Here is a 13,122-nt window from a genome sequence, read left to right as displayed (position 1 = left end):
TGAAAAAATATATTTATCAAAAGTTTTACTGTAAAAGGGATGGAATATTAGACAGTTCTGTCCCTTTTATTTACAATACCATCTGCTCTTTTTATGTTTAAACCCACTGTGATGAATCATAGAGAACTTGAAAAATCGAAAGTCTATATTACCAGCCAGATTGTAGATTACATTCCAAATTCTGTAGTCAGCAAAAAAATACTGGAAAAGCTGACCGGCAATATCAGTATTTTATCTTTTGATGACAAAGAAGGGTTATCTGAAAAGATTTCTCCTTTTGACACTGTTGTACAGATCATTGAAGGCAAAGCAGAAATCATTATAGACGGAGCTTCTTACTTCATGGAAGGAGGTGAATGCATTATCATTCCTGCCCACAAATCTCATTCGGTAAAAGGAAATAAGCGCTTTAAGATGATCGTAACAATAATAAAAAGCGGCTATGAATAATCTGAGTACCGTATCAAAGATATTTAAAAAAAACAGCTGAAATTCAAAAAGAATTTCCTGAACTATATAAGCTTTTAGACGAAACAACACTATTTTTCCTTTTGTAGAGAAAAATATAACAATCAGAGATCTAAAACAGTACCTTATTCCTCTTAAAATACAACAAAAATCCTTTAAAAAAAGGACTATCAAGAAAAATGACTTACAATAAAATTCTGATGAAAAATTTAACTAAGCATCCAAAGAGCAAATTGGGACTCAGAAATAAAAAAAACATTTCAAGAAGAGCCTATTACTCACAGTTCACCTCGCTGTTCTATCTACGAAATACAAACATCACCTTAGAAAGAGATGCTAAAGAAATTCTTAGAATGTTAAAAGAATTACAGCAGCTTATTAATAAATCAAGATTGATATTTAGCACATACTGCAGTTTAAGCCAGCATAACCTGTGGCAGTCTGTTTTAGAGAACCTGAGCGGAAATATAAAATATATTAGAATCCAGTTTGAATATATACTGGAAAATATTATTAAAAAAAATAAAATCAATTCACTCCTATTCTGGCAGCAAAACAAAGTCTATACAGATGAAATGGAAGTGAGCCATAAAAAACTCATTCTGTTGGCTATTCAGATTTTACCGGAAGAAGAAAGATTATCTTGGAAAGTAAATATTTGTAACTTTTACGATGAAATTTTTTCTTTACTCACTCCACTTATCGGGATGTGCAGGCCTGAATTGGACTTTATAGAAAAATATTCACCTAAAATCTTCAACCAAAATATTATAGATATTATTAAAGATATTCCAAAAAACTACACACTACCGGAAGCAAAAGAATATGAACACGAATATTTAAAAGTATTAACTAACTATAGTCATGAATTCTACAGAAAAAATAATTTTTGGAACAGCTTATTATACTTCCTTTCAGGTGGTATGTACTCATTACCATCAGAACGTATTTTATCCAAAAGAGGGATCAGCTAGAAAATGAAAGATAATCTTTCTTAATGAACCTCAATCTAAATTTTTTATTTTATTAAATATTTTTGCAATGAAAACAATACATCTCTTTCGATTTAACGATTCTATTTTCCGTAAAATTCCTTTCTTCAAAGAAGAACATAGGTTGAAAACCGATGTAACGGAAATTGATTTAATGAATATTGAAATAGTAACCGAATATGTCGTAAAAACCTATGATGACTTTAGTTTTGACAATACATCAGGAAATGATCTTTTATCAATGTGCAAAAAAGCTCAAAAAACAATTGAACATTATTTTGTGATAAGACTGGATCACTATGATTTTATATGAAAAAGTTATTTAATCAAATATTAGTATCATAATCCAAACAGTAAGATATTGGGGACTTCCCATATTTTAATCTTTTTAATCTGGCTTCTTATTATAAAAAATGATATAGAAAAATTACATCCCCTGTATAGGCAGGTTTCGCATGATTTCTTATAAGAAGCTTAGCTTCCACCACTACTTTTATAGTTCCTCTGAGATCTGTCACCGATTTCACAGTAGCCTGTAGTTTCACATCGCTATTTACATGAACAGCCTGGCCAAATTTAAGATTATCAATTCCATAATTGATTTCCATTTTCACGTTTCTCACCTCAGCAATTTGTTTCCAGAGATAAGGGATCAGCGATAAAAGCAAATAGCCATGAGCAATAGTTGATGTAAAAGGGCCTTCTTTTTTTGCCTTTTCCTCATTGACATGAATCCACTGGTCATCTAAGGTTGCCTCTGCAAATCTGTTGATTTGATTCTGGTCTATGGTATGCCAGTCAGAAAATCCGACCATTTGACCTTCCAAAGCTTTATATTCTGTAAAATTATTGATGATCATCATTCTATTGTCTTTGTTTTTATAACAAGCTGACTGGAATTTTTTCTTGAAAAAACCTCTCACGTTATGTGAGAGGCAAATGAACATTATGAAAATAAAAAGTAATCTAACTTACATTAATGTCCTTTCAAACAATATATCCAGATACCAAAGGTTTTGGATTTCAATTGTAAAAAATATAAAAATATGATACTGAAATTGAAAATAATATTTATTTCAAACAGATGATATTAAAGCTTAATTACGCCAATTTTACATTAACCGCATTTAACCCTTTATCACTCTTTTGTACATCGAAAACGACTTTATCATTTTCACGGATTTCTCTTGTATCTAATCCTGAAGAATGTACAAATATATCCTTACTCCCGTCTGTAGGAGAAATAAATCCGAAGCCTTTTGCTTCATTGAAAAATTTTACTGTGCCTTGTTGCATTGTAATTATTATTAAAAAATTATTTATTGTTTTCTGTAAACTCTACAGATTTTATTTATAAAATGATCTGACCGGCATTGTGAATCCTATCAGTTTTTGAATATTTTTAAGATCTAAACGCTCATCGGTATCGCAAAACGAAATAGCGGTACCTTCCGTTCCTGCCCTTCCGGTTCTTCCGATCCTGTGGACATACGTTTCCGGAATATTGGGAAGCTCATAGTTTACTACATGAGGAAGATCATCAATATCAATTCCTCTGGCGGCAATATCTGTAGCTACCAATACTTTAATCTTACTGCTTTTAAAATCATCAAGTGCATTCTGTCTTGCGGTCTGAGATTTGTTCCCATGAATCGCTGCAGCAAAAATCCCTACTCCGTCCAATTGCTGTACCAGCTTATTGGCAACATGCTTAGTACGGGTAAAAATCAGTGAACACCTCATATTTCCATTTTGCAATAAATCAATCAACAAACCCGTCTTATCTCTTTTTTCCACAAAATAAACGGATTGTTTCACCGTTTGTGCGGTTGAAGATACCGGAGTTACAGTAACCTCTACCGGATTATTCAGAATTGTTTCCGCAAATTTTCTTATACCTGAAGGCATTGTGGCCGAAAAAAATAAGGTCTGCCTTTTCTGGGGAATCAGCTTTAAAACTTTTTTGACATCATTGATAAACCCCATGTCAAGCATTCTGTCTGCTTCATCCAAAACAAATATTTCTATTTTAGAAAGATCAATATGTCTTTGAGTAACCAAATCCAGTAATCTGCCGGGTGTAGCCACCAGAATATCTACTCTTTTCCTAAGAGCCGCAAGCTGACCACCTGCTGAAACTCCTCCATAAATAGAAAGCTGTGATAAAGGTAAATATTTGCTGTACACAGCAAAATTCTCTTCAATCTGTATTGCTAATTCCCGGGTCGGTGTAAGTATTAATGTTCTGATCTCTTTATGATCAGGGGTATATTTTTTTAACAGCTGAAGAATAGGCATTGCAAATGCTGCCGTTTTTCCTGTACCTGTCTGGGCACATCCTATAATATCTTTTCCTGCAAGAATATGGGGTATTGCTGTATACTGTATTTCAGTTGGCTTAGAATACCCTGCTTCTGTTACAGCACGGATAATAGGATTGATTAAATTTAAATTTTTGAAACTCATCATAATTTTCGGTCTTCCCGATATTTTGTAAGCAAATTCCCTTTTCAGAATTTGAATTGGTGTATCATAATGATGAACAAAGAAATTCTTTTCTTTTCATCATTTTACTTGCTTAACTTCCGATAAATTACCTGTGTAGTATTCATGAGCCTGCAATAACGTATCATTCTAGGATGAAAAGACTTGTGGAGTGTTTTCACATTCGAAACCCGATTGATAATTGGGTGGCTGAAAAAGCAAAAACTGAAAGAAAAAATGGTGAGTTTAAACTAATACAGAATGGCAAAGGCAGAAACCTGTTTTATAAATGCATTGCAAATATACAATAAAACAATTAGGTAACAGTGATTTTAATTAACTGATTATCAAAAATATATTCGTAGCTTACGCACATAAACTGAATTGTTTGCCTTTGCGGATGATTTTTAATTTTACTCCCATGCAAACTTCATTTCCTATAACTCATCCCCATTCCCAAACTACCGATCTGCATTCAGCTCCGCAGGTGACGATAGCTTACTTTATTATGATCCATCATAGACCTGACTCATTTAAAGAGATGTTTCAGAAAATTTATACAAGGGATCAATTTTATCTTATTCATATCGACCGGAAAGCAAAAGCGGAATTTACAGAAGAAATACAATTATATTTAATACACTTCCCCAATGTGTATATTTTGGAAAGCATGAATATTGTGTCCGGAGGATTTAGTATGATCCAGGCTGAACTTAATGCGATGGAATATCTTTTGAATGTAAGTCATGACTGGGATTATTTTATCAACCTGAGTGGTGAAGACTTCCCACTCAAGTCACAAAATATTATACGTCAATTCCTTACCGTTAATAACGGAAGAAACTATCTTTTTTATTATGACCAGAAATTTTACAGGCCTGATACACTGCAAAGGATACAAAATCATTTTACAGAGCTAACCCATAAAATATCTTCATTTATTTATAAAAGAGAATTTATGAAGGAAGTTATACCTTATATTGGAGGGAAGTGGTTTATCCTTACAAGAGAAACCTGTGTATTTTTAACCAATAATAAAAGGGTAATGGATTTTGAAGATTATTACCTTCACACTCTTTTACCAGCTGAATCATTTTTCCAGACAGTACTCCTCAACACAGCCTTTAGTGATATTATTGTGAATGATGATAAAAGAGCAGTCATTGAAAAAACTTTTTTTAGTAAAGACCAATATGCTGACAACTTCATAGAAACCCTAAAATCCTCCAATAACCTTTTCATTAGAAAAATAGATGATAAAACAAATAAAAATATTCTAAAATATATTAATGACACTTATCTTCTTCCTTTAACTGAAATTAATGAAGTTGAAAGAGAACTTAAGAGAAATGATCAAAACGGCAAATGGTCATAAGAAAACTTTGTACACTTGAAAATAAATTAGGAACTGTACACAAGGTATTTGATTTAATGCTAAAAGATAATCCCCAATACTGTTAGATTTATACAAATATATCGCAGAAAAGAACAATTAAAAAACTGCAAAATCTAGGAATACTCCTGGTTATCAATCGCAAAATATTTTATTAATAATATATCTTTTTACCTGACTAAAAACTTCCAAATTGAATATTATAATGGCTACAGAAAATAATTGAGGTTTGCTTTTCATAAAATTTATTTTTGATTGGTTAATAATTATCTATTAAAAATCTTCCCCATTTCCATTACTTATGATACTCTTCTTCTGTCACAGGTTGTAACCATTCTACCGAGCCCTTCTTATTATCAGTGACTGCAATCTGAACGAAATATGAATTTTCACTTGCACCGTGCCAATGCTCAACATTTGCAGGACATTTGATAACATCTCCTTTATGTAAAATCTTTTTCGGCTGCCCTTTTTCCTGATAATATCCTATCCCATCAGTTACAAGGATAATTTGTCCACCGGGATGAAGATGCCATTTAGTTCTCGCTCCGGGTTCAAAAGTTACATTACCCACACCCGTATTAAGTGTCTGTTCGTCCTGTCCCAGCATTTGCAGCCAAACGTTGCCTGTAAAATTGTTATTGGTTACTTTTTCCCCCTTAGGAAAAATATTAGTCCTTGCTCTTTCCAATGTGGATTTACTACAACAGCTTGATACAATTAATATTGATAAAAGTAATGTAACTATTGGTTTCATATTTAAATATTTAATCTTAATTCTTTAATAAAAGAAGGCTTGTTATAATTTGCCTTGCCACACTTAATATTAAAACTTTCAGCTTTTTATAGATTTTTTCCAAAAAATTCAGTCAGTTTTTTCGCTGCTTTTTCTACATATTCAGGTCTCCAATACGTTTGGATATGTGTCGCACCATCAATGATAAATAGTTCTTTCCCTTTTGCATTTACTGCTTTTGGAAACGCTTCATCTGTCATATATTTCGTATCTGCTTTGCTGCCTGCCATCATTAATAGAGGCTGATTGATCAGATCAATATTTTCGGTAGCATCCCAGGTCATTAAATCCAATAAACTACTGGTTGGATATAGAAATGTTGAATTGGGATGTGCATTGGTTCTGTAATAATAAATGTATCCTTCGCGATAAAGGTCAGTAGTAATTTTTTCAATTTCTTCATCGGTAATGCTTGCCACACCGGAATAAAGAATTTCACCACCCGCAGCTTCCTGTGCTCTTGCATCAGAAGCTTGTTTTAAACGTTCCTGAATCGTATTTAATCCTACATTCTGAAATCCGTTTTTTCGTACTTCACCAGAGTTAAACATACTTAAAGTAGCAACCGCTTTAAATCTTTTGTCAGATTGAGTGGCTTTCAAAGTATACCCTCCACCACCACAAATTCCGAATGCGCCGATTCGATTGGTATCAACTCCAGGATATTGGGAAATAAAATCTGCCATTCCGTGAATATCTTCTGTTCTGTAAAAAGGTTTATCGGTGTGACGAGGCTCTCCCCCACTTGCTCCCTGATAAGATGCATCCGCAGCAATTGTAATATAACCAGCTTCCGCCAAACGCTGTGCATAAAGACCTGCTGTCTGTTCCTTAACACCTCCATTTGGATGTGCAACAGTGATTGCTGCATATTTTTTTGAAGGATCATAATTGGCAGGCGTGTAAACATTGGCTGCAATATCAATTCCATTCAATTTATATTTTACCGGATGGATATTCACTTTTCCTGATACATTTTCTGTGATCGCATCATCATAAACCAGTCCGAAAGGATTATTATGTTGGATTACTTCAATTTTTTCCATTTTTGGTTTTTTGGTTTGAGTATTATTTTTGTTTGCGCATTAATATTAAAGCTTGTTGCCATAATTATTAATGCCGTTATTGACATTGTTATCTTTTTCATTTTTTTAATATTTAGCAGCTTATTTTGATCTGTTTTTTAAAACCTGATCCAAAACTACTTTTGCTGCATTTGATTTTTCTTTACTAAGAGTAGAACTGACAACAGTAACAAATTCATTCAACTGCTGTGGTGACCATCCAACGTTTAATGAGATGCCTAAATGAGATTGCAACATTGGTTCAGCATCACCAATAGCACTGATTACAGAAATTGTCACCAATTCTCTTTGTACATAAGTCAAAACATCCCTATCAAAAATATCCGCAAACAGATGTTCCTTTAGAAATGTATCTATTGTCGGTGCAAATGCTGAATAGCCTGAAAGTTTGTCAGGTTGCTTTGCTTGGGTAAGTTGACCAAGAATTTCCTTTCCACGTTCATACTTGTTGTTTTCACTATCAACAATAGAAGCTTCTTTTCCAACAACATCATTAATACCTTTTGTCTTTCTTTCATCAAGAACTTCCATAAAAGTCTGTAAACCTCTTATGCTTCTCGGAAAACCACAATAAGCATAGGTATGTACCAAAATTTCCTTTATTTCATTAATAGTCAGACCCGAATCAAGACCGGAATTTAAACTACCTTTTAATTCTTTCAATTTACCTTGCGCTGTAAATGAGGAAATAGCAATGGTACTTTTATCTTTTTCACTTAAATGATTACTTGGTGTTGTTAATTGTTGTGCTTTCATATCAGTTACAAAAAGTGAAACACTCATTATCTGGATGATTAAAATGAAATACTTCAATTGTTTCATTATTTTACTTTTAAAGTTTAATTCAACTACATTATTTAGACATTCCGATCCTGATAAGCCATTCTTTTACTTTCTTTTCTGCTTCAATTTTCTTCTTTCCTTCCATTACGAACAGAATACCATCCCGCTCAACACCACCTTTGATCGTAAAGCCTTCTAATATTGTACTGCCAGGACTTAGCTTTTTCACGGTGTCAAAACTGTTTCCAATACCATAACCTGCATTGGTATTAAAAAGAATAATTGTTTTCCCTTTAAAATTGTTCTGGCACAAAAAACTTTTCATCGGAGGTGGTAACTGCATTCCCCAGGTTGGAAACCCCAAAAAGATCACATCATATTTTTCTATATCGTCAATCTTTGTTTTAAGCGGAGGTAAAAAATTAGTGTCATTTTCTTTCGCCACCTGATCTACAATTGCTTTGTAATCTTCGGGATAAGGATTCTGTAATTCCAACTCAATTAAGGTTCCACCGGTATTTTGATGAATGATGTCGGCAATTGTTTTTGTATTTTTTGTTCGAGATAGATAAACAATCAATACATTTTTGTCTTTCAACATTTCCTTTTTTTCAGACATTGATTTCTGAGCTTTTGAGCAAGATGATAATAATAGAAGTACTGCACAAAACCATACACCAAAATTTTTCAACTTTTCCATATATCATTTATTGTTTAACAAAATTCAGAAAATAGCAGTTTAAAATCGGTAGACAGATTACGGATAATGCAACCAATATTACTCATCCAACCCTTTCTCTTTCAACCATTTTGATAATAATCCTGCAACTTCTGCATTATTCAGATCAGACATTAGAAAATGGGTATTTCCTTTGATACCCAATTCCGGAAGATGAACAATAGTAACGTCACCACCGTGACTATTGACAACTTTCGCCCATTGCCTTGCCGTTTTCAGAACGGTTCTCCAAAAATTTAGTGATGCTGCAGTAGTTTCTTCAGTTGGAATATAATCTCCATAGTAAACTATAATTGGGATTTTGGTTAGCTTCATAAAATCTTGTATGGGAACACCTTTTCCTCCTCGGTTTCCTTCAGGTTCTTCTCCTTCCGGAAAGGTGAATCCTCCGGGTTCATAGGCAACAACAGCTTTAATTTTTTCATTCTTAATGGCTGTTTTCCATCCGGGTGAGCCTCCTGCCGAATGTGTGAAAAGAATCCCATTTCCGGATTTATCCATAACCGAAGACATTGCATTAACAATCGCTGCTTCATCTACACTTCCTGTATTAGGTGTCATCATACGGAAAAATTGATCCATAGAAATGCTGTCTTTTGGAAACTGAACGCCTTCATTGAATTTGGGGTAAAGACCAATTCGAAATTGGGTAAACCAAGTCTGGTCATCTGGCGTACCGCTAATTTGTCCGGGTTTTGTGGTCTGCCCGGCCTCTCCACGACCTGGCTGATCGACAAGATAAACACTATACCCGTTTCTTAAAAATAGATTGGCAAAACCTTCTCTTCCATCTGCTGTGGTCTGCCAGCTTCGTCTAGACTGTCCATAACCGTGCAGGAAAACCATCGAAAGTTTTTTAGGTTTTACAGGAATTTGGTAAAAAACATCCGCGTGATCTCCGTGCCTTGTTTGCCCTCCTTGAGGCACATTCCATGGTTTTAATGGATCGAAAACGCCTTCACTTTTGATCACCGAACCTCCGGCTGAGAAATTACCTTGAGATGCAATAGTAATGGGTTTTTGTGCCACCTTATTTTGTGCCTTAACAAAAAAACTGGAGACTAAAATTAAGATGATTAAGCTTAAATATTTCGTTGTTTTATTTGTCATGCTCATTCTTTTAAAGTTAATTATCAATAATTTAGAAAAGAAAATGAATACCCTTTTCTTTTGGTAAGAATAAAATATTACACTTGATTGATTTTAGTATATTCTTATTTTCCGACCCTTTCTTTTAAGTGCTGCGGATATCTTTCTCCAACAACTTTAATTACAGAAAGAGCATCTTCGATTTCAGATAAATCCTGAGAACTCAGTTTTAAATCAACTCCGCCAATATTTTCTTTTAAACGATGTAATTTGGTAGTGCCGGGAATTGGAGCAATAAAGCTCTTTTGAGCCAGCAACCAAGCTAAAGCAACCTGAGCAGGAGTAGCTTCTTTCTCCATTGCAATTGATTTTAATAAATCTACTAAGGCCTGGTTTGCCTTTCTGTTTTCTTCAGAGAATCTAGGCACAATATTTCTAAAATCTGAGTCTTCAAATTTTGTTTCTTCATTGATTGCTCCTGTTAAAAAACCTTTGCCTAATGGACTGAACGGAACAAATCCGATACCTAATTCTTCTAATGTAGGAATGATTTCTTTTTCAGGTTCACGGTAAAACAAAGAATATTCACTTTGTAAAGCGGTTACGGATTGTACTGCGTGTGCTCTGCGAATCGTTTCCACGCCAGCTTCCGAAAGACCAAAATGCTTGACCTTACCTTCAGTAATTAAATCTTTTACCGTTCCGGCAACATCTTCAATCGGAATATTTGGGTCAACTCTATGCTGATAAAATAAATCAATATAATCTGTCTGTAGTCTTTTCAAAGAATCTTCAACCACTTTTCTGATTCTTGCAGGGCTGCTGTCTAAGCCCTTTGTAGAATCTCCATCTTCAAATCCGAATTTGGTGGCCATTACAACATCTTTTCTAAAGGGTTTCAATGCTTCCCCAACTAATATCTCATTGGTGAATGGGCCATAACATTCGGCTGTATCAAAAAAAGTTACCCCATTTTCAAAAGCGGCTCTTATTAACTGAATGGCTTCCTGTTTTTCGGTTACTTTTCCATAACCAAAACTTAATCCCATACATCCTAATCCTAATGCGGAAATCTCTAATTTGTTATTTCCTAATATTCTTTTTTCCATTTTTACTAAATTTTATTTTGTTTTTAAAGGCGCTTCAACATCTGAAAATTGCTGTACAAAAGATGATATCCCTTCCGACAATTTATAATCAATTGTATTTGCTTTAAGTATGGAATTGAAATTTTGCAATGTACTTCCAACGGCTGCTAAACCAGCTGTCTTTATTATATCTCTTCTATTCATTTGATCATATTTTTACTGATGAAATTTGATTACAAGTCCAATTTTCTTTCACTAAGCCATTTAACCATATTGGGATCTCTATGGTCAAAGAAAAGACTGGAAGCAGTATCTAAAGTGGCGATAGCATTCATCTCTTCAGAAGAAAGTTCAAAATCGAAAATGTTGAAATTTTCAGCCATCCTTTCTTTTCTTACCGATTTTGGAATAACGATAACATTTCTGCTTGTTAACCAGTTCAAAATCACCTGAGCTACAGATTTGTTGTATTTTTCTGCGATCGTTTTTAAAACTTCATTATTAAAAATATCATTCTTTCCTTCTGCAAAAGGTCCCCAGGATTCTATCTGTACATTATTTTCAATTAAGAATTTTTGTGTTTCAGCCTGTTGATGGAAAGGATGAGTCTCTACCTGATTGATTGCCGGTGTAAATCCACTGTTGGCAATTAAATCGGCAATCCTGTCCGGATGAAAATTAGAAACACCTATAGCCCTTACTTTTCCTTGTTTATACAATTCCTGCATTGCTCTCCAAGAACCAAAAATATCTCCATACGGTTGATGAATAAGGTATAAATCCAGATAATTCAACTGAAGTTTTTTCAATGATGTTTCAAAGGCTTTTAATGTATTTTCATATCCAGCATCCTGCACCCAAAGCTTTGTTGTTATAAATAAATCTTCTCTTGCAACCTGGCTGGCTTTGATCGCATTACCAACAGCTTGCTCGTTTCCATAAGATGCAGCAGTATCTAATAATCTATATCCAGTGTCAATAGCATCAATAACAGCTTTTTCACATTCCGAAGGATCGGGTACCTGAAATACTCCAAATCCTAAAATTGGCATTTCTAATCCGTTGTTTAATATTACTTTTTTCATTTTTTGATTTAATTTAAATTATTGCTTCATAAAGAAGTAAATATTGTTTATCAACTTGTTATTGCAAATTTCCAACCTATTGACAAGCATATTGGTAGACAGATTACGGAATTGATAACCAATATTACTGTTCTGACTCTGATTGTAAAAAAGAGGTTATTTTTATCTTTAGATTTGCATTAGAAAATGATACAGCAATGAGCAATTCAATCAATTTTGATACAGTGGATGATTATAATCAATTTAATAATCACGAAACTTTACATCCTTTGGTAAGTGTGATAGATTTTTCAAAAGCGCATAAAAGGACCGGGTCTAAAATGTACTTTAATCTGTACTGTATTTTTTTAAAAGATGTGAAATGCGGTGACCTCAAGTACGGTCGGGCAACTTATGATTATCAGGAAGGAACGTTGGTTTTTGTTTCTCCGGGGCAAGTTGTTGATGTAGAAAATAAAGTAGACATTTACCAGCCTTTGGGACACGGATTAGTTTTTCATCCGGATTTAATCAAGGGAACTTCTTTAGCTAAAAGTATTTCTGAATACGGTTTCTTCGGATATCAAACCAATGAAGCATTGCACCTCTCTAAAAAAGAGCAGCAAATGGTTTTGGAAATGTTCGCTGATATTCAATCTGAATTGAGCCGCCCAGTAGATAAACACAGTAAAAAAGTTATCACATCAAATATTGAGCTTTTTCTTAATCATTGTGACCGTTTTTATGACCGTCAGTTTATTACGCGGGAAAATGTGAATAAAGGTATTTTAGAAAAATTTGAAGAATTATTAAACACCTACTTTTCATCTGAGAAACCTAATACCGTAGGGCTTCCATCTGTAGCATATTGTGCAGATGAATTACATTTTTCAGCCAACTATTTTGGAGATCTGATTAAGAAAGAAACAGGAAAAACTGCACAGGAATATATTCAGAATAAAATTATTGATGTTGCCAAGGAAAGAGTTTTCAACATTGATAAATCTATTGCTCAGATTGCTTACGAATTAGGATTTAAATATCCACAGCATTTTATCAGACTTTTCAAGCAGAGAACGGGTGTCACTCCTAATGAATATAGAAGTTTGAATTAAATCTGTTATCACAATAATTATTTACT

General features: G+C 33.8%; 16 protein-coding genes. 5 read left to right on the top strand and 11 right to left on the bottom strand.

The annotated features are described in order from the left end of the window. Positions 1–111 precede the first annotated feature (111 nt). The 3 genes from CLU97_RS05615 (at position 112) to CLU97_RS05605 (ending at position 1,773) form a co-directional block, all read left to right on the top strand. On the top strand, positions 112–450 hold the full coding sequence (locus CLU97_RS05615; protein WP_183084524.1) for a cupin domain-containing protein: 339 nt from the start codon (positions 112–114) through the stop codon (positions 448–450). A 218-nt stretch (positions 451–668) separates the two neighbouring features. Then, on the top strand, positions 669–1,442 hold the full coding sequence (locus tag CLU97_RS05610; RefSeq protein WP_147436449.1) for a hypothetical protein: 774 nt from the start codon (positions 669–671) through the stop codon (positions 1,440–1,442). Between the two features lie 67 nt (positions 1,443–1,509). Further along, complete coding sequence (locus CLU97_RS05605) at positions 1,510–1,773, top strand: heme oxygenase (protein ID WP_121487050.1); 264 nt, start codon at positions 1,510–1,512, stop codon at positions 1,771–1,773. A 91-nt stretch (positions 1,774–1,864) separates the two neighbouring features. On the opposite strand, the gene CLU97_RS05600 is transcribed toward CLU97_RS05605, so the two are convergent. The 3 genes from CLU97_RS05600 to CLU97_RS05590 all read right to left on the bottom strand — a co-directional run bounded on the left by CLU97_RS05600 (position 1,865) and on the right by CLU97_RS05590 (position 3,926). Then, positions 1,865–2,323 carry a MaoC family dehydratase gene (locus CLU97_RS05600; RefSeq protein WP_121489662.1) on the bottom strand — a complete coding sequence of 153 codons (459 nt, stop codon included), beginning with the start codon at positions 2,321–2,323 and terminating at the stop codon, positions 1,865–1,867. 238 nt (positions 2,324–2,561) lie between these two features. Then, positions 2,562–2,756 carry a cold-shock protein gene (locus CLU97_RS05595; RefSeq protein WP_121487049.1) on the bottom strand — a complete coding sequence of 65 codons (195 nt, stop codon included), beginning with the start codon at positions 2,754–2,756 and terminating at the stop codon, positions 2,562–2,564. A 51-nt stretch (positions 2,757–2,807) separates the two neighbouring features. Further along, complete coding sequence (locus CLU97_RS05590; protein ID WP_183084629.1) at positions 2,808–3,926, bottom strand: DEAD/DEAH box helicase; 1,119 nt, start codon at positions 3,924–3,926, stop codon at positions 2,808–2,810. Between the two features lie 439 nt (positions 3,927–4,365). Between CLU97_RS05590 and CLU97_RS05585 the strand changes: the two genes are divergently transcribed. Then, on the top strand, positions 4,366–5,319 hold the full coding sequence (locus tag CLU97_RS05585; RefSeq protein ID WP_183084523.1) for a beta-1,6-N-acetylglucosaminyltransferase: 954 nt from the start codon (positions 4,366–4,368) through the stop codon (positions 5,317–5,319). 313 nt (positions 5,320–5,632) lie between these two features. Here the strand turns inward: CLU97_RS05585 and CLU97_RS05575 are convergent, their stop codons facing one another. From CLU97_RS05575 to CLU97_RS05545, 8 genes are all read right to left on the bottom strand, one after another. Continuing rightward, positions 5,633–6,094, bottom strand: a complete 462-nt coding sequence (locus CLU97_RS05575) for a cupin domain-containing protein (RefSeq protein ID WP_121487046.1) — start codon at positions 6,092–6,094, stop codon at positions 5,633–5,635. A gap of 86 nt (positions 6,095–6,180) precedes the next feature. After that, complete coding sequence (locus CLU97_RS05570) at positions 6,181–7,179, bottom strand: alpha/beta hydrolase (RefSeq protein WP_121487045.1); 999 nt, start codon at positions 7,177–7,179, stop codon at positions 6,181–6,183. 120 nt (positions 7,180–7,299) lie between these two features. Then, the gene (locus CLU97_RS05565) at positions 7,300–8,040 is read right to left on the bottom strand and encodes a carboxymuconolactone decarboxylase family protein (RefSeq protein ID WP_121487044.1); all 741 of its coding nucleotides are present in this window, start codon (positions 8,038–8,040) and stop codon (positions 7,300–7,302) included. Positions 8,041–8,071: 31 nt separating this feature from the next. Continuing rightward, positions 8,072–8,701 (bottom strand): flavodoxin family protein, encoded by a 630-nt coding sequence (locus tag CLU97_RS05560; RefSeq protein WP_121487043.1) that lies wholly within the window; start codon positions 8,699–8,701, stop codon positions 8,072–8,074. A gap of 78 nt (positions 8,702–8,779) precedes the next feature. Further along, positions 8,780–9,850 carry an alpha/beta hydrolase gene (locus tag CLU97_RS05555; RefSeq protein ID WP_121487042.1) on the bottom strand — a complete coding sequence of 357 codons (1,071 nt, stop codon included), beginning with the start codon at positions 9,848–9,850 and terminating at the stop codon, positions 8,780–8,782. Positions 9,851–9,954: 104 nt separating this feature from the next. Then, a complete protein-coding gene (locus CLU97_RS05550) occupies positions 9,955–10,938 on the bottom strand; it encodes an aldo/keto reductase (RefSeq protein ID WP_121487041.1) in 984 nt (327 codons plus the stop codon). Positions 10,939–10,950: 12 nt separating this feature from the next. Further along, on the bottom strand, positions 10,951–11,121 hold the full coding sequence (locus CLU97_RS23565; protein WP_183084522.1) for a hypothetical protein: 171 nt from the start codon (positions 11,119–11,121) through the stop codon (positions 10,951–10,953). A gap of 29 nt (positions 11,122–11,150) precedes the next feature. Then, positions 11,151–12,002, bottom strand: coding sequence for an aldo/keto reductase (locus CLU97_RS05545; RefSeq protein ID WP_121487040.1), 852 nt, complete (start codon positions 12,000–12,002; stop codon positions 11,151–11,153). A gap of 197 nt (positions 12,003–12,199) precedes the next feature. Between CLU97_RS05545 and CLU97_RS05540 the strand changes: the two genes are divergently transcribed. Further along, positions 12,200–13,096 (top strand): helix-turn-helix domain-containing protein, encoded by an 897-nt coding sequence (locus CLU97_RS05540; protein ID WP_121487039.1) that lies wholly within the window; start codon positions 12,200–12,202, stop codon positions 13,094–13,096. Positions 13,097–13,122 lie beyond the last annotated feature (26 nt).

The sequence above is a fragment of the Chryseobacterium sp. 7 genome (assembly GCF_003663845.1).
GTDB lineage: Bacteria > Bacteroidota > Bacteroidia > Flavobacteriales > Weeksellaceae > Chryseobacterium.
This window is presented reverse-complemented; position numbering and strand designations above follow the sequence as displayed.